The sequence below is a fragment of the Rhodoferax sp. genome (assembly GCF_044236835.1).
Classification (GTDB): domain Bacteria; phylum Pseudomonadota; class Gammaproteobacteria; order Burkholderiales; family Burkholderiaceae_C; genus Allorhodoferax.
This window is the reverse complement of record NZ_JBIIGC010000006.1, coordinates 63,396-81,070: the sequence shown is the minus strand read 5'-3', so window position 1 is coordinate 81,070 and position 17,675 is coordinate 63,396. Positions and strand designations below refer to the sequence as shown.

At 61.8% G+C, this 17,675-nt stretch carries 14 protein-coding genes; 8 read left to right on the top strand and 6 right to left on the bottom strand.

The window, feature by feature from the left end; all coding sequences use genetic code 11:
* Window positions 1-99 precede the first annotated feature (99 nt).
* From dnaK to ACILRC_RS06030, 3 genes are all read left to right on the top strand, one after another.
* On the top strand, window positions 100-2,043 hold the full coding sequence (dnaK, locus tag ACILRC_RS06040; protein ID WP_395668456.1) for a molecular chaperone DnaK: 1,944 nt from the start codon (window positions 100-102) through the stop codon (window positions 2,041-2,043).
* 94 nt (window positions 2,044-2,137) lie between these two features.
* Window positions 2,138-3,268 carry a molecular chaperone DnaJ gene (dnaJ, locus tag ACILRC_RS06035; RefSeq protein ID WP_395668455.1) on the top strand — a complete coding sequence of 377 codons (1,131 nt, stop codon included), beginning with the start codon at window positions 2,138-2,140 and terminating at the stop codon, window positions 3,266-3,268.
* Window positions 3,269-3,336: 68 nt separating this feature from the next.
* Window positions 3,337-4,248, top strand: coding sequence for a rhodanese-related sulfurtransferase (locus ACILRC_RS06030; RefSeq protein WP_395668454.1), 912 nt, complete (start codon window positions 3,337-3,339; stop codon window positions 4,246-4,248).
* Here ACILRC_RS06030 and ACILRC_RS06025 read toward each other — a convergent pair.
* The 6 genes from ACILRC_RS06025 to ACILRC_RS06000 all read right to left on the bottom strand — a co-directional run bounded on the left by ACILRC_RS06025 (window position 4,245) and on the right by ACILRC_RS06000 (window position 11,254).
* Entirely contained in the window at window positions 4,245-5,195 is a 951-nt protein-coding gene (locus ACILRC_RS06025) for an NAD(P)H-dependent flavin oxidoreductase (RefSeq protein WP_395668453.1), read from the bottom strand. The genes ACILRC_RS06030 and ACILRC_RS06025 overlap by 4 nt on opposite strands.
* 44 nt (window positions 5,196-5,239) lie before the next feature.
* Window positions 5,240-7,060: an acyl-CoA dehydrogenase gene (locus ACILRC_RS06020; protein WP_395668452.1), complete on the bottom strand. Its 1,821-nt coding sequence runs from the start codon at window positions 7,058-7,060 to the stop codon at window positions 5,240-5,242.
* A 67-nt stretch (window positions 7,061-7,127) separates the two neighbouring features.
* Window positions 7,128-8,060, bottom strand: coding sequence for an electron transfer flavoprotein subunit alpha/FixB family protein (locus ACILRC_RS06015; protein ID WP_395668451.1), 933 nt, complete (start codon window positions 8,058-8,060; stop codon window positions 7,128-7,130).
* A complete protein-coding gene (locus ACILRC_RS06010; RefSeq protein WP_395668450.1) occupies window positions 8,061-8,810 on the bottom strand; it encodes an electron transfer flavoprotein subunit beta/FixA family protein in 750 nt (249 codons plus the stop codon).
* Between the two features lie 203 nt (window positions 8,811-9,013).
* Entirely contained in the window at window positions 9,014-10,294 is a 1,281-nt protein-coding gene (locus ACILRC_RS06005) for a mechanosensitive ion channel family protein (RefSeq protein WP_395668449.1), read from the bottom strand.
* Between the two features lie 6 nt (window positions 10,295-10,300).
* The gene (locus ACILRC_RS06000) at window positions 10,301-11,254 is read right to left on the bottom strand and encodes a histone deacetylase family protein (RefSeq protein WP_395668525.1); all 954 of its coding nucleotides are present in this window, start codon (window positions 11,252-11,254) and stop codon (window positions 10,301-10,303) included.
* Between the two features lie 42 nt (window positions 11,255-11,296).
* Between ACILRC_RS06000 and ACILRC_RS05995 the strand changes: the two genes are divergently transcribed.
* From ACILRC_RS05995 to ACILRC_RS05975, 5 genes are all read left to right on the top strand, one after another.
* Window positions 11,297-12,217, top strand: a complete 921-nt coding sequence (locus ACILRC_RS05995; RefSeq protein WP_395668448.1) for an AAA family ATPase — start codon at window positions 11,297-11,299, stop codon at window positions 12,215-12,217.
* Between the two features lie 129 nt (window positions 12,218-12,346).
* Window positions 12,347-13,369, top strand: coding sequence for a DUF58 domain-containing protein (locus ACILRC_RS05990; RefSeq protein ID WP_395668447.1), 1,023 nt, complete (start codon window positions 12,347-12,349; stop codon window positions 13,367-13,369).
* Window positions 13,370-15,451, top strand: a complete 2,082-nt coding sequence (locus ACILRC_RS05985) for a transglutaminaseTgpA domain-containing protein (RefSeq protein ID WP_395668446.1) — start codon at window positions 13,370-13,372, stop codon at window positions 15,449-15,451.
* Window positions 15,452-15,461: 10 nt separating this feature from the next.
* Window positions 15,462-16,571 carry a lytic murein transglycosylase B gene (mltB, locus tag ACILRC_RS05980; RefSeq protein ID WP_395668445.1) on the top strand — a complete coding sequence of 370 codons (1,110 nt, stop codon included), beginning with the start codon at window positions 15,462-15,464 and terminating at the stop codon, window positions 16,569-16,571.
* Between the two features lie 9 nt (window positions 16,572-16,580).
* Window positions 16,581-17,660 carry an SPOR domain-containing protein gene (locus ACILRC_RS05975; protein ID WP_395668444.1) on the top strand — a complete coding sequence of 360 codons (1,080 nt, stop codon included), beginning with the start codon at window positions 16,581-16,583 and terminating at the stop codon, window positions 17,658-17,660.
* Window positions 17,661-17,675 lie beyond the last annotated feature (15 nt).

Genomic DNA, 17,675 nt, shown 5'->3' with positions numbered 1-17,675 from the left:
GTGCGGGCGCTGCGGATTTCAGGGACAAATACAACTTGAAACCCGCAAATTCGCCCGCACATCCCTTTCATCTGAATTCAATAAATGCAGGAGTACCCCATGGGAAGAATCATCGGAATTGACCTCGGCACCACCAACAGCTGCGTGGCCATCATGGAAGGGAACACCCCCAAAGTGATCGAAAACGCCGAGGGCGCGCGCACCACGCCGTCCATCATCGCCTACCAAGAAGACGGCGAGGTGCTGGTCGGCGCCTCTGCCAAACGCCAGTCGGTGACCAACCCCAAGAACACCTTGTATGCCGTCAAGCGTCTCATCGGACGCAAATTTTCCGAGAAGGAAGTGCAGAAAGACATCGACCTGATGCCTTACACCATCGCCGCCGCCGACAACGGCGACGCCTGGGTGGAGGTGCGCGGCAACCGCATGGCCCCCCAGCAGGTGAGCGCCGATGTGCTGCGCAAGATGAAAAAGACCGCCGAGGATTACTTGGGTGAAGCCGTCACTGAAGCAGTCATCACCGTTCCAGCGTACTTCAACGACGCGCAACGCCAGGCCACCAAAGACGCTGGTCGCATCGCTGGCCTGGATGTCAAACGCATCATCAACGAACCCACTGCGGCAGCGCTGGCCTTCGGCTTGGACAAGAGTGAAAAAGGCGACCGCAAGATCGCGGTGTATGACCTGGGCGGCGGCACTTTTGACGTGTCTATCATTGAAATCGCTGATGTAGACGGTGAGAAGCAGTTCGAAGTGTTGTCGACCAACGGCGACACGTTCTTGGGCGGCGAAGATTTCGACCAACGCATCATCGACTTCATCATTGCTGAGTTCAAGAAAGAGCAAGGCGTGGACCTGGGTAAGGACGTTCTGGCATTGCAGCGCCTCAAAGAAGCGGCTGAGAAGGCCAAAATAGAGCTGTCCAGCAGCTCGCAAACCGATGTGAACCTGCCCTACATCACTGCCGATGCGACCGGACCGAAGCACCTCAACATCAAGCTCACCCGCGCCAAGCTCGAGAGCCTGGTCGAAGAGCTAATCGAACGCACTATCGCGCCCTGCCGCACCGCCATCAAGGACGCAGGCGTTTCGGTGGCCGATATCCACGACGTGATTCTGGTCGGTGGCATGACGCGCATGCCCAAGGTGCAAGAAAAGGTCAAGGAACTCTTTGGTCGCGAACCGCGCAAAGATGTGAACCCCGATGAAGCGGTGGCAGTGGGCGCAGCTATCCAAGGCCAGGTGCTGTCGGGCGACCGCAAGGACGTGCTGCTGCTGGATGTGACGCCGCTGTCACTGGGCATCGAAACGCTTGGTGGCGTGATGACCAAGATGATCACGAAAAACACCACGATTCCGACTAAGTTCGCGCAGACCTTCTCTACCGCCGAAGACAACCAGCCCGCCGTGACCATCAAGGTGTTCCAGGGCGAGCGCGAAATCGCTAGCGCCAACAAAATGCTGGGCGAGTTCAACCTCGAAGGCATCCCGCCGTCCGCGCGCGGCACGCCGCAAATCGAAGTGTCGTTTGACATCGACGCCAACGGCATCTTGCATGTGGGCGCCAAGGACAAGGGAACCGGCAAGGAAAACAAGATCACCATCAAAGCCAACTCTGGGCTGTCTGAGGCCGAGATCCAGCAAATGGTGAAAGATGCCGAACTCAATGCCGCAGACGACAAGAAGAAGCTCGAACTGGTTCAGGCCAAAAACGAAGCGGACGCCAACGTACACAGCGTGCGAAAGAGCCTGACCGAGTACGGTGACAAGCTCGACGCTGGCGAAAAGGAAAAGATCGAGGCCGCCATCAAAGACTTGGAAGACGCCCTCAAGAGCGAGGACAAAACTTCTATTCAAGAAAAAAGTTCTGCGCTCATGGCCGCCAGCCAAAAGTTGGGTGAAAAAATGTACGCCGACATGCAGGCCAAGCAAGACGCAGAGGCTGGCACGCAAGATGCTGGCCCCGAGCAGGCGTCGCAGTCGTCCAAGCCCAACGATGACAACGTTGTGGACGCGGAAGTCAAGGAAGTCAAAAAAGGCTGATTTGCCTCCTGGCGAGGCCCGCCAAAGCGCGCCGCGTTGAACACCTTGGGTGGCTCAACGCGGCTTTTGTGTTGTAGATGGGCGCAAGAAAAACATGGCGAAACGAGACTATTACGAGATTCTGGGCGTCGCCAAAAACGCCTCGGAAGAAGACATCAAAAAGGCCTACCGCAAGCTGGCCATGAAGCACCACCCGGACCGCAACCAGGGCGACGCGTCCAAGGTGGCGGAGGAGCGCTTCAAGGAGGCAAAAGAAGCCTATGAGATGCTATCGGATGCCCAAAAGCGCGCCGCCTACGACCAGTACGGCCATGCGGGCGTGGACCCCAACCGGGGAGCTGGCGGTGGCGCTGAAGGCTACGGTGGTTTTGCCGAGGCCTTTGGTGACATCTTTGGCGACATGTTTGGGCAGCAGCGAGGACGCGCCGGTGGCCGCCAGGTCTACCGCGGTAGCGATCTCAGCTACGCCATGGAAATCACCCTGGAAGAGGCTGCGCGCGGCAAAGACGCCCAAATTCGCATCCCCAGCTGGGACCACTGTGAGGTGTGCAAAGGCACCGGCGCCAAGCCCGGCACCCAGGTCAAAACCTGCGGCACCTGCAGTGGCTCAGGTTCGGTCCAAATGCGCCAGGGCTTTTTCAGCGTGCAGCAAACTTGCCCCACCTGCCGCGGCGTGGGCAAAGTCATTCCAGAGCCTTGCATCGCCTGCCAAGGCCAGGGCCGGGTCAAACGCCAGAAAACACTCGAGGTGAAAATCCCCGCTGGCATTGACGGCGGCATGCGCATCCGCAGCGCGGGCAACGGCGAGCCAGGCACCAACGGCGGCCCGCCCGGTGACCTGTACATCGAAATCCGGCTCAAGAAGCACGACATCTTCGAGCGCGATGGCGACGACATCCATTGCTCTGTGCCCATCAGCATGATCACCGCGACCTTGGGCGGTGAAATCGATGTGCCTACCCTGGCTGGTAAAGCAGCCATCGACATTCCGGAAGGCACCCAAACCGGCAAACAATTCCGCCTGCGCGGCAAAGGCATCAAGGGTGTGCGTGCGAGCTACCCCGGGGATCTGTATTGCCACATCGTGGTGGAAACACCGGTCAAACTTAGCGAACACCAGCGCAAGCTGCTGCGAGAGCTCGACGAGTCCTTCAAGCGCGGCGGAAGCAAACATTCGCCCACGGGTGACAGTTGGACCGACCGGCTTCGGAGCTTTTTTAGCTAGGCGGCAAAGGGTTGTTGGCGCGCAATCCAAGCGGTGGCAGACCGACAACCCTTGACAGGACACCCACCATGGATGCGTTCCTGACCGCAGCGTTCTACAAGTTTGTCGACCTGCCCCACTGTCAGGAACTGCGTGCACCGGTGCTCGCAACCTGTGAAGCCCGGGCCGTCAAGGGCTTGGTGCTGCTGGCACCAGAAGGCATCAACGGCACGATCGCAGGCCGTCCAGACGACGTGCATGCGGTGCTCGCGCGCCTGCGCGACCACCCACCTTTGGCCGACCTGCAGCACAAAGAGTCGTTTTCCGAACGGGCGCCCTTCCACCGCATGAAGGTGCGACTCAAAAAGGAGATCGTGACCATGCAGGTACCCGGCATCAGCCCCAGCCGCATGGCCGGTACCTATGTGAAACCCGAGGCCTGGAACGCACTGATCTCGGACCCCGATGTGGTGGTGATCGACACCCGCAATCACTACGAGGTCGAGCTTGGCACCTTTGCAGGCGCCATCAATCCCCAGATCAACACCTTTTCTGACCTTCCAGCCTGGATCGCGCGTTGGCAAGCGCAGCGGCGCAGCACCGCTGCCGATCCGCCATCCCAGCCCAAAGTGGCGATGTTTTGCACCGGCGGCATCCGCTGCGAGAAGTCCACCGCCTACCTGCGCAGCCTGGGCTACGAGTCGGTGTACCACTTGGAGGGCGGCATTCTGAAATACCTGGAGCAGGTTCCGGCGGAGCAAAGCCTGTGGCAAGGCGCGTGCTTCGTGTTTGACGAGCGGGTGTCTGTAAAACACGGCCTGGTGCCCGGCCCGCACCAGCTGTGCCGGGCCTGCCGCCAACCCTTGCCAGAGGGTGCGCAAAGCTCGCCCTACTTTGAGGTTGGCGTCAGCTGCCCGCGCTGTTACGCCACGACCAGCGACGCGCAGAAAAACGGCGCACGCGAGCGACAACGGCAATGGGAACTTGGCAAAGCGCGCTAGAGGATGCGCGCCTTGGCGGCAGCGAACTCGCGCTTGAGTTGGGCGATGTAGTCGGCGGCCGGTTGCACTTTGCTTACCGCGCCAATGCCCTGGCCGCAGCCCCAGATGTCTTTCCAAGCCTTGGTCTTGTCACCCGCAAAGTTCATCGCACTGGGGTCGCTCACTGGCAGGTTGTCCGGGTCCATACCGACATTGCGGATGCTCGGCGCGAGGTAGTTGCCGTGCACGCCGGTGAACAGGTTGCTGTAGACGATATCGTCGGAGTCGCTGGCAACAATGCACTCCTTGTAAGCCGGTGCAGCGCGGGCCTCGTCGGTGGCAATAAAGGCTGAACCGATGTACGCAAAGTCCGCGCCCATGGCCAGCGCCGCCAGCACCGCATCACCGGTGGCAATGGAGCCGCTCAAGGCCAGAGGGCCATCAAACCACTGGCGAATTTCCTGCACCAAAGCAAATGGGCTCTTCACACCGGCATGGCCGCCGGCACCTGCGGCCACTGCGATCAGGCCATCGGCGCCCTTTTCGATGGCTTTATGCGCATGCTTGTTGTTGATGATGTCATGCAGGACCACGCCGCCGTAGCTGTGGGCGGCGGCATTGATGTCTTCGCGCGCGCCCAGCGAGGTGATGATGATGGGCACCTTGTACTTCACGCACAGCTCCATATCGTGCTGCAAGCGCTCGTTGCTTTTGTGCACGATCTGGTTAACCGCAAACGGCGCCGCGGGCGATTCGGGATGGGCCGCATCGTGGGCGGCCAAGGCCTCGGTGATTTCAATCAACCACTCCTCCAACTGCTCGGCCGGGCGCGCATTGAGCGCGGGCATGGAGCCCACCACGCCGGCAACGCACTGGGCGATCACGAGCTTGGGGTTGCTGATGATGAACAGCGGCGAGCCGATCACCGGGAACGGCAGGTTGGCCAATGCGGCGGGAAGTTTCGACATGCGGGCTCCAGGGTTGGTAGAAATCAGTGCGGCCAGCCAGGGCCTCAAAACGCGTCAAGCGCCAAGGCCGTGACGCTGTCCGCACCTTCAACGATGCTGTCACGCAGACCGGGCACCTTGCTCAAAATGTGGTCGGCGTAAAAGCGCGCCGTCTCCACTTTGGCCTGCATGAAGGCGGCGTCCTGCCCCGCTTCGCGCTGGGTCTGGGCGGCGAGCAAACCACGCGCCATCTGCCAGCCCGCCACCAGGTTGCCCGAGAGCATAAGGTAGGGCACGCTGCCGGCAAACACCGCGTTCGGGCTGGCTTTGGTATTTCCGGCGACAAAGCCGACAACGTCCAAAAAGGCCTCACGCGCAGCCTTGAGGCGACGCAGCAGGGCCAGCGCGTGCGGTGTGCCACTTGCGGCCAGGGCAGCTTCGGTCGCCTCGATCTGAGAAGCGATACCGCGCGCGGTCTGGCCACCGTCGCGGGCGGTTTTGCGACCCACCAAATCGTTGGCCTGGATGGCGGTGGTGCCTTCGTAAATGGTCAAAATTTTGGCGTCGCGGTAGTACTGCGCCACACCGGTTTCTTCGATAAAGCCCATGCCGCCGTGCACCTGCACCGCCAAGGAGGTGACCTCCAGGCTCATCTCGGTGCTAAAGCCTTTGACCAGCGGCACCATGAACTCGTAGAACGATTGGTTGACCTTGCGCACCTCGGCATCCGGGTGGTGGTGCGCGGCGTCGAACGCGCTGGCGGCGGCGCTGGCCATCGCGCGGCAGCCCTCGGTGTAGGCGCGCATGGTCATCAGCATGCGGCGCACATCGGGGTGGTAAATGATGGGTGCGCTGCCTGCTACCGAACCATCCACCGGGCGGCTTTGCACGCGGTCTTTGGCGAACTGCACTGCCTTTTGGTAGGCGCGTTCGGCAATCGCAATGCCCTGCACGCCCACGGCATAGCGGGCCGCGTTCATCATGATGAACATGTACTCCAGGCCCCGATTCTCCTGGCCCACCAGATAACCTATGGCGCCCGCGCCCTGCTGGTCGGCAACGCTGCCAGCCAAAGCATCGCCGTACTGCAACACCGCGGTCGGGCTGGCCTTGATGCCCATCTTGTGTTCAATACTCACGCACTGCACATCGTTGCGCGCGCCCACAGAGCCATCGGCCTGAACCAAAAACTTGGGCACCACAAACAGTGAAATTCCTTTGACACCCTCGGGCGCGCCCTGGACCCGCGCCAGCACCAGATGGACGATGTTCTCGGCCATGTCGTGCTCGCCCCAGGTGATGTAAATCTTGGTGCCAAACACCTTGTACGTGCCATCGGCCTGCGGCTCAGCGCGGGTGCGCACCAGAGCCAGGTCGCTGCCGGCCTGGGGTTCGGTGAGGTTCATTGTGCCGGTCCATTGCCCGCTCACCAGTTTTTCCAGATACACCGATTTGAGTGCGTCCGACCCGGCAGTCAACAAGGCTTCAATGGCCCCATCGCTGAGCAAGGGGCACAAAGCAAAACTGAGGTTGGCGCTGTTGACCATTTCGATGCACGCCGCGCCAATCGTCTTGGGCAAACCTTGTCCGCCAAAATCTGCCGGGTGCTGCAAACCCTGCCAGCCCCCATCCACAAACTGCTTAAACGCTTGCTTGAAACCGGGGGTGGCGGTGACTACACCGTCTTTCCAGCTGGAGGGGTTTTTGTCGCCTTCCCAATTCAGCGGCGACAAGACGTCTTGGTTGAATTTGGCGCATTCTTCCAGCACGGCTTGGGCTGTATCCAACCCTGCATCTTCAAACCCGGGAATCTGCGCGATCTGGTCCAACTGCGCGATGTGCGCCATGTTGAACAGCATGTCTTTGACGGGTGCGGTGTAGCTCATGGGTGTCTCCTGTCTGCTTGAAAAAAAGGGCACCGTTGCGGATGCGCTTCTTGAAGATGGTCTAGGCTTACAACGCCGCCACCAAAGCCGGCACCGCGGTAAACAAGTCCGCCTCCAGCCCGTAGTCGGCCACGCTGAAGATCGGGGCCTCGCCATCCTTGTTGATGGCCACAATCACCTTGCTGTCTTTCATGCCCGCCAGGTGCTGGATCGCACCGCTGATGCCGCAAGCCACGTACAGCTGGGGCGCCACGATCTTGCCGGTCTGGCCCACCTGCCAGTCGTTGGGCGCGTAGCCCGCATCCACCGCAGCGCGGCTCGCACCCATGGCCGCACCGAGCTTGTCGGCCAGCGGCGTCATCACCTCCATGAACTTCTCGTTGGAGCCCAGTGCGCGCCCGCCCGAGACGATGATCTTGGCCGCAGTGAGTTCGGGGCGGTCCATCTTGGCGATCTCGCTGCGCACAAACTGCACGCTGCTGGCAGCCGCTGCGGCCGCTTGCACCTCGACGGTGGCACTGCCACCGCTGGCGGCTGCCGGGTCAAAGCCGGTGGTGCGCACGGTGAGCACCTTGGTGGCGTCGCTGGCTTGTACCGTGGCGATGGCGTTGCCCGCATAGATGGGGCGCTCAAAGGTGTCGGGGCTGACCACTTTGGTGATGTCCGAGACTTGGCCCACATCGAGCTTGGCGGCCACGCGTGGTGCGATGTTCTTGCCCGAAGCGGTGGCAGCAAAGACGATGTGGCTGTAGTTGCCAGCCAAGGCCAGCACCTGGGCTGCGACGTTCTCGGCCAGGCCGTGCGCCAAGCCGGCGTCGTCGATGTGGATGACTTTGGCCACACCAGCGATCTGCGCGCCCTGGGCGGCAGCGCCTTGGGCCTGGTGGCCTGCTACCAGCAGGTGCACGTCCCCACCGCACTGCAGGGCAGCGGTCACGGTGTTGAGGGTGGCGCCTTTGAGGGTGGCGTTGTCGTGTTCGGCGATGACGAGGGATGCCATTTAGATCACCTTTGCTTCGTTCTTGAGTTTGTCTACCAAAGCGGCCACATCGGCCACCTTGATACCGGCGCTGCGCTGGGGCGGCTCAGAGACTTTGAGGGTTTTGATGCGCGGGGCGACGTCTACACCCAAATCTTCGGGCTTGACGGTGTCGAGCTGCTTCTTCTTGGCCTTCATGATGTTGGGCAGGGTCACATACCGGGGCTCGTTCAAGCGCAAATCGGTGGTGATGATGGCGGGCAGGCTCAAGCTCAGGGTTTCGGAGCCGCCATCGACTTCGCGGGTGGCCAGGAGTTTTCCGTCAGCCACTTCGACTTTGCTGGCAAAGGTGGCCTGGGGCCAGTCGCCCAGGGCGGCGAGCATTTGGCCGGTTTGGTTGCAGTCGTCGTCGATGGCTTGCTTGCCCAGGATGACCAGGCCGGGTTGTTCTTTGGCGACCAGGGCCTGGAGGAGCTTGGCCACGGCCAGGGGTTGGAGTTCTTCAGAACTCTCGACCAAGATGGCGCGGTCGGCGCCGATGGCCAGCGCAGTGCGCAAGGTTTCGGCGCAGGCTGCGGGGCCGCAGGAGATGGCAACGATTTCGGTGACCACGCCTTTTTCTTTGAGGCGCACCGCCTCTTCCACCGCGATTTCGTCAAAGGGGTTCATGCTCATCTTGACGTTGGCGGTGTCGACGCCGCTGCCATCGGACTTGACTCGCACTTTGACGTTGTAGTCAACCACGCGTTTGACGCTGACCAGGACTTTCATGAATACCGCTCCAGACGTTAAAAAGGGACACTGAATTGACGTTTACGTCAATCGACTGATTCTAGAGGTCGCTGTCGGTCTGCAACTCGGCGCCCAGCGCGCACAAGGCCCAAACCAGAAAAAAGAACGACCGTGCTTTTTATTATAGCGAGCGGTCTGCAGCCACCGAGCAGGCCCGGCACCGGGCATAGACTCGCGCACGCTCAGCGCTGGTGCACCACCCGCTGCGGATACGGGATGGTGACGCCGTGGGCGCGCAAGGCCGCAAGAACTGCGACGTTGATGTCGGAACGCAAATTCCCCTGACCGGCTTGCGGGTCGTTAATCCAGTAGCCCACCGTGAACTCCAGGCCATCGGTGCCGAAGTTCGACAGCTGCACCACCGGGCCCGGATCGCGCAGCACCCGGGCCTGGGCCAAGGCGGCTTGCAGCAGCAATTCAGATACCTGTGCCACATCGCTTTCATAACCCACTGACACAGAGGTGCTTTGATACACCTTGGTGTCGGCTAACGAGAGGTTCTCCACCCGGCTCGTGATCAGCATCTCATTGGGAACAATCGACTCGCGTCCGGTGAGGGAGCGCACAACCGTGTAGCGTGCATTGATCTCGGTGATCACGCCCTCAAACTGATCCACCCGCACGTTGTCGCCGATACGCATACTTCGCTCGGCAAGGATCACAAAGCCGCTGACGTAGTTGGCGGCGAGCTTTTGCAAACCAAAGCCAATGCCAACACCGATGGCGCCGCCTAGCACCGACAGCGCTGTGAGGTCAATGCCCACCACCGAGAGCGCAACCAAAAGCCCGACAAACATGAGCAGGGCACGCGTGGCGTTGCTCACCGCTTTGCGCAAGGAGAGCTCGCCGCCGCTGGCATTGCGCAGCAGGCGTGTCTCAATGCCCGCGGACAGCCACAAGGTTGCGATCAGGACCACACTGGCTGTGAGCAAGCCCTCCAGCATGCTGCGAACGGACAAGGAGGAGTCGCCCACCTTCCAGCTGATTTGGTCGAGCTCATTGAGCGCTATTGGCAGCAGGCCGGTCACCCACAGCACCATCGTTAGCCAGGCCGCCCAAGAGATGGTCTGCTCCAACAAACGCACCCAGGGTTTGTCTGAAAACGCCGCCTGCAACACCTTGACACCCAAGCGAATCGCCAACAACGAGAGCAACACGGGAATTGCGACTTTTAGCAGCGCCACCGAGACAAAATGCCCCAACACATGGCGCACGAAAAAGGCGAGCAAAAGCCACAACAAGGGGAACAACACGCCATCTACGTTGTTGCGACCCAACCAAATCGAACGCGGATCCATTGCGCCCAACGCCCGGCGCAGCCCTGCAACAGCACCCCAAGCAAGCAAGGCGGCTAAACCCAATAACAGCAACTCGAGCAGCACAGTGGGCTGCGAGAACGCGGCCAACCAACCTTCGAAATCGTCGATCGGCTGCGGTGCCGGAACCTTCTGAACCAGTGCCATAAAAAATCAAATATCTGCCAACACACGAATGTGGGCTTCGACACTGCGTGCCAGCGCGCCCAGGTGGTACCCACCCTCCAAGCAAGACACCAGGCGCCCCTTGCTGTGCCGATGGGCGACCTCTTTGAGACGTTGGGTAATCCACGCGTAATCCGCTTCGACCAAACCCAGTTGCCCTAGGTCGTCCTCGCGATGGGCATCGAAACCGGCACTGACAAAAACCATTTCTGGCGCAAAGTCGTCCAGTCTGGGGAGCCACTGCGCATTGACAAGCGCACGCACCGCGTCGCCCCGGGTGTAGGCGGGCACCGGTACATTGAGCACGTTCGCTGCCGATGACTCTGCACCCTCGTACGGATAGAGCGGGTGCTGAAAAAAGCCCACCATCAAAATGCGCGAATCACCAGCGACGATGTCTTCGGTACCGTTGCCATGGTGCACATCAAAGTCCACGATGGCCACGCGCTGCAGGCCATGGCGTTCTAACGCGTAGCGGGCAGCGACGGCTACGTTGTTAAAGAAGCAAAAACCCATGGCCCGGTCCCGGCACGCATGGTGACCCGGGGGGCGCACCGCACAAAAGGCGTTCTCCATCTCACCGGCGATCACCGCGTCGGTTGCTGCAATGGCGGCACCAGCGGAACGTAGGGCGGCGTCCCAAGTGAATGCATTGATTGAGGTATCCGGATCGATTTGCGAATGGGTAGGCCCGCCAGCCATTGCGTCCTCGCGAAGCTGGTCGGTCAAGCCCCGCAGTGCTGCAATGTGCATGCGCCCATGTGCGAGCTCCAAATCTGCGATAGGCGCTGGCGGAGCCTCGCGTCGGTCCAGGAAATCACCCACGCCGCTCACCAGCAAACGATCTTCGATGGCGTCAAGCCGCTGAGGGCACTCCGGGTGCCCTTGCCCCATCTCGTGTTTGCGGCACGCGGGGTGGTAGAAGTAGCCGGTCTTGTTCACAGTTTCGATTGGTGGCGATGGATTTTCGGGTAAGGTCATGCAATGGACGCTCCACTTACGCTAAAGAAAATACGCGATCAGCTTAACACGGTGATTGTTGGCAAACAGGCGCAGATTCAGGGCTGCATGGTCTGTTTACTTGCCGGTGGACACCTTCTTATTGAGGATGTTCCGGGTGTAGGCAAAACCACCTTGGCGCATGCCTTGGCACGCACCTTTGGATTGCAGTTTTCGCGGGTGCAATTCACATCGGACCTGTTGCCCAGCGACTTGTCGGGTGTGTCGGTATACGAGCGCGCCAAAGAGGCATTTGTTTTCCATCCTGGGCCGATTTTTTCCCAGGTGCTGCTGGCCGACGAGATCAACCGCGCCAGCCCCAAAACCCAAAGCGCGCTGCTCGAAGCTATGGAAGAAAGGCAAGTCAGCACGGAGGGGCAAACCCGACTGCTCCCCAGCCCGTTCTTTGTCATCGCCACCCAAAATCCGCTGGACCAGGTCGGCACACACCCGCTGCCGGAGTCCCAGCTTGACCGCTTCTTGATGCGCATATCACTGGGCTACCCCGAGCGTCGCGCAGAGCGCGAGCTGCTGGCGGGCCTGGACCGCCGCCACATGGTCGAGCGTCTACCCAATCTGCTCGACCAAAGCGCGCTGGCACAACTGCAGGCCCTGGTGGCGCAGGTGCACGTCGCGGAGCCCTTCTTGGACTACCTACAAGACCTGGTGGCTGCCACCCGCAATGGGCAATGGTTCGTGCAGGGCTTGAGCCCGCGCGCCGGCATTGCCTTGTTGCGTGCCGCCAAGGCGCAGGCTTTGCTGTGTGGGCGCGACTACGTCGCCCCCGACGACGTACTGGCCATCGCGCCGCAAACGATGGGCCACCGCCTCATCCCCACCGTGGATGCTGGGCTGGGTGCGCTGGCGCAAGTTCAGGCCATGCTGCGCGCGGTGCCGCTTCCCTAGCCGCGACGCTCACCCCACTGCATGCCCTGCAGCACATCCAGATAAGCGCATTTGCCACCGCCCACTCGCACTTGATTGCACATGAGTTTGCGCGCCCAACTGCACACCCGCTAGAACGCCCACCTCGTCATGGACGCCCAGGTTCACGTGCCGCTTTTCAGAGACCTGCTGACGTCAGGGGTCCGAGGCCGCATGCGGCGCTTTTTATTGCGCCGCATCGCGCCGCGCGACACTGTCACGCTCACACAGCGCAATGTTTACATCGTTCCCAGCGGCCCGGGCTGGGCGTTGGGATTGACGTTGCTGGTTTTGCTGGTTGCTAGCATCAACTACCAGCTCAACCTAGGCTACCTGTTGACGTTCCTGCTGGCAGGCAGCGCCTTGGTAGGCATGCACTTAGGCCATTCCAACCTGCGTGGGCTGCGCTTGAACCTGCTTGCACCGCCGGCCACGTATGCCGGACGCTCCGTCACATTGCAGGTCCAGTTGATCAGCCAAGGCAAACGAATGCGCTACGGCGTGGGCGCTGCCGTATGGGGCACGACGCACTGGAGCTGGAACGATGTGCCGGCACAGGGCTCGGCCACCGCGCAGATCAGCTTTCGCACCGAACGGCGTGGCCTGCAGGCGCTGCCGCCGCTGTGTATCGAAACCCGGTTCCCGCTGGGTACGTTTCGAGTGTGGACGGTGTGGCGACCCGCCGCCCAGGTGCTGGTCTATCCGGAGCCGGAGCCGCATGCCCCTGCGCTGCCGCTGGACAAAGCAAAGGACACCCCCACAGCGCGCAGCCCCCTGCAACAGGATGGAGATTTCGACGGCGTACGCGCCTACCGCCGCGGCGATCCACCCAAGACCATTCTTTGGAAAAAGGCTGCCAAGTCAGACACGCTGGTGAGCAGGGACCGTGAACCACTGCACGGTGGGATTTTGTGGCTGGACATGGCGCACACCGGTAGCTTTGCCGGACTGCCGGGTGGCCTTGAGCAGCGCCTGGCCAGACTGTGTGCGTGGACATTGGCGGCGCATGCCCAGCAACGCAACTTCGGGTTGCGGCTGGGCCTCCAAGAAGTTGCACCGGGCAGCGGCGAAGAGCACCTGAGGACCTGTCTGAGGACGCTGGCGCTCTACCCCAAGGGAACCAGGGGCAAGTGAATGCAGCGCCTCCACAATCTGCCACGGGAAGCCCGCGACACCTTGTTTCTGCTTGCGGTCATCGCCTGGGTCATCGCGCCGCACGCCGGCCATTTGCCCATGTGGTGCAGCACGCTGGCCGCGCTGATTCTGTTGTGGCGCGGCATGATCGCGTGGCAGGGCCAGCCCCTGCCCTCGCGCTGGTGGTTGCTGTGCCTGCTGGTTGGCACCGCCGCAGCCACTTACGTCAGCCACCGCACCCTTTTGGGCCGCGATGCTGGAACCACCTTTGTGGTGGTGCTGCTGGCGCTCAAAACCCTGGAGCTGCGCGCGCAGCGCGACGCCTTTGTGGTGTTTTTTTTGGGCTTCTTCACCCTGCTCTCGAACTTCTTTTATTCGCAGAGCTTGCCGATCGCAGTGAGCATGGTGGTCGGCCTGCTTGGGCTGTTGACGGCTCTGGTCAACAGCCACATGCCGGTGGGCAAACCACCCTTGCGGCAAGCTGCCAGCATGGCGGCGCGCATGACGCTACTAGGCGCACCCATCATGCTGGTGCTGTTCCTGCTTTTTCCGCGCATTGCGCCGCTGTGGGGCATGCCCGAAGACGCCATGCAGGGGCGCAGCGGCTTGTCAGGCAGCATGCAGGTGGGCAGTGTCGCCAGCTTGGCGCTCGACAGCAGCGTGGCCATGCGCATCCAGTTTGATGGTGCGCCACCACAGCGCAAAGACCTGTATTTTCGCGGGCCGGTGCTGTCGGACTTTGACGGACGCCAGTGGCGGCCCCTGCGTTCTGCGTTTGCCGCCTCCATGCAACCTGCAACCAACTTGCAGGCGCGCGGTGCTCCGGTGGACTATGAAGTCACACTGGAGGGCAACAACCGCCCCTGGTTGCTCACGCTGGACGCTACGCCACAAGCGCCTCAGTTGCGCGGACAAAGCGTGCGCATGTCGCCCGCCTTGCAGTGGAGTACTGAACAGCCCTTGGCCGGCGTGGTGCGTTACCGGGCAAGCAGCCATGTGGAGTTTCAGTACGGGCCCATGCAGGCGGTGACAGCGCTGCAAGACGAACTCACGCTCCCCCCGGGGTACAACCCGCGCACCCTGCAGCTGGCCGCCGACCTGCGGCGCGATCCGCGCTATACGCAGGCCACCGGCGCGGTGCTGGTGGAGGCGGTGCTGGCGCGGCTGCGCAGCGGCGGTTACCAGTACACCTTAGAGCCTGGTGTGTTTGGCGAACATACCGCTGACGAGTTTTGGTTTGACCGCAAACAGGGCTTTTGTGAGCACATCGCGTCGGCCTTCGTGGTCCTGATGCGCGCACTCGATGTGCCAGCGCGGGTGGTCACCGGCTACCAGGGCGGCGAGGTCAACCCCGTCGACGGACTATGGACCGTGCGCCAAAGCGATGCCCACGCCTGGGCCGAGGTGTGGATTGCCACACAGGGTTGGGTACGTGTAGACCCCACTGCCGCCGTCGCCCCCGGACGAACTGGCACTGCACAGCGCCTCGAGGCCAACCGGGGCGTGCTGGCAGAAGCACTCGTCAACGTGAACCCTGCGTTCGCGCTGAACCTGCGCAATCTGTGGGATGCGGCTAACAGCCGCTGGAACCAATGGGTGCTGAACTACACCCAGTCCCAGCAATTGCAGCTTCTGCGCCAGTTCGGGTTTGCGTCCCCCACCTGGGAAGACCTGGCGTACCTCTTGCTCTCGGTAATGGTGGCCAGCAGCCTGGCAGGTTTGGTGTGGGCACGGATGTCCCAACGTACCCAGGACCCGTGGTTGCGTTTGCTGCATGCGGCACACCAACGCATGCGCCAAGCTGGCTATCCGGTGCCAGCACAGCCCACGCCGCGCACACTCGCCGAGATCGTGCAAGGGGTGCATGCCACCCCAGCCACCAGCGGCGCGGCCGACCCGATCGCACTTCGCGTTGCAGCGGTAAGCGCCTGGTGCCTGCGCATGGAGGCAAGCCGATACGGTCCGGACGCTGCGCCCATGGCATCGCAAAACGGCACGGTCCAGCCCAGCGGCTCGGCTTTGGCCCGCTTGCGGCGAGAATTCAAGCAACTGGAGTGGCCACCCTACCCAGCACCCCGATGAAACCACCGCCATGCTGCTGAATCTCACTCTCACTTTCGTACTGCGTGCGAGCACATTGGTGCTGGCGGCCAGCCTGTACACCGCCTCGCTGGCAGCTAATGCAAAGGGTCAGCCCGCCGCCAAAAAGACATCGCAGACAGCTGCCCAAGGGCAAGCGCTTGGGCCGAGCTACGCAGATCGCGCAGACGCCATGGCCTTGGCCAACGAGATTGCACAGCGACGCGGCCTCGACAGCGCCTGGGTACAACACCATATCGGGCAAGCACGCTTCTCCGCCAGTGTGGTCCGAGCAATTGCCGCGCCTGCAGTGGGCACCCCCAAAAACTGGAACCTGTACCGAAGCCGGTTCATCGAACCCATCCGCATCCAAGCAGGCGTGCGCTTTTGGCAAGCCAACCGCGAAAGCCTGGAGCGTGCCGAAGCAGTCACTGGTGTTCCGCCTGCCATCGTGGTGGGTATTGTGGGAGTGGAGTCCATTTATGGGCGCCACACGGGCACCCACCGTGTGATGGACGCGCTCACTACCTTGGCGCTCGACTTTCCTACGGCCCACCCCAGAGCGGCTGCACGCACCGCGTTTTTCAAGGCCGAACTGGAAGCCTTTTTGGTACTGGCCCACCGCACCCAAACCGACCCCCAGGCGCTGCGCGGCAGCTACGCCGGCGCATTGGGTATGCCCCAATTCATGCCCTCGAGCTGGACCCAATATGCGATCGATTTCGACAGCGACGGCCGCGTCGACCTGTTCCACAGCCCCGCCGATGTGATCGGCTCGGTAGCCAATTACCTCAAAGCCTTCCATTGGCAAGCAGGCATGCCCACACACTACCCGGTGGAGTTTCACCCGCCCCAGTTGGACCTGCCGACACTGCTTGAGCCTGACATCCGCCCCACTTGGACACCCGCCGAGATGGTCGCCAAAGGCACAACCCCCTTGGGTGTGGGCCTGCAGCACGCTGGCAAGTTGGCCTTGATAGAACTACAGAATGGAGCGCAGGCACCCGACTATGTTGCGGGCACCGACAACTTTTACGCCATCACTCGCTACAACTGGAGCAGCTACTACGCCATGGCGGTGATTACTCTGGGTCAGGAAGTGGCGCAGGCCATGCAAAAATAGGTCGCTGTCATGCCACCGCTTGCCGACGCCCCGAACGCCACCACCTTGGACCAGTCCGACAAGAGCGCGACGCTCGAGTTGTACCGCGCGGCACTGGGCCCACTGAACACAGACTACTACTTGCGTGCCTTCGCAAGTTTTGATGCGGCGGGTCGCACCGGCCCCCGCTGGAACTGGGCGGCCGGTCTGTGCACGGTGAACTGGATGGTGCTGCGCCAGCTTTGGGGCGCTGCACTCGCCTACACGGGTGGCTTGGTTGCGCTGGTGCTGCTGGCGGTCGGCTTGGGGCAGCTTGTGCTCAAGCTGTCGATGGCGGAGCAACTTGGCCTACTGGCGGTGGTGGCGGCCATTGCAGTAGGTGTTCCCGGGCTCTACGGTAATGCTCTGCTATACCAGTATTGCTTTAGAAAGATTGGGCTGGCGTTGGAACGTCATGACCGTTTGGAGGACGCATGTGACATGCTGCGCCGCGAAGGCACTGCGCGCCGCCGATTGCTGTCAGTGATTGCTGGCAACCTGGTCTTGGTGGGTGCCTTGCTGGCGATCTATCTGGCCCTACCCCACAGCGCGGTCGAGGGGACGAACGCAAAACCCAGCACGGTGGAACCAACCAGCAGCGGCAATGCGAGCGCTGGTGCGGTGCGCGACTCCACCGTGCCACCCATCGCCGCCGCGGCGCAGCCATCACCAGAGCCGCCACCACCAACCACGCCATCCGAGCCGCCACCTGTTCCCGTAAAGCCATCTCCGTACGCAACACCACCACCGGCACCGATTACTTTGCCATCCACTGTGCCGCTCCAAAGTGACGCACCGGCAGCGCCGGCGTCGCAGCGCGCCGTGGTGCCAGAGACGCGCTACTTGGTCAATATAGGCTTATTTGCGGACGAGAAAAACGCGCGTCGGGCCGCCGATGTTCTACGCAAAGCCGGGCAACCAGTGCTGCGTGACAAGGTTCGTTCCAGCAAGGGCTTGCTCAACCGCGTTCGTGTCGGTCCGTTCAACTCGCAGGCGCAGGCCGACAAGGCAGCGCAAACCATTCGTTCGCTTGAACTCGACGCGGTGGTGGTGCCGCAGGTGTTGCCCTAGCGAGAGCAACTCCGG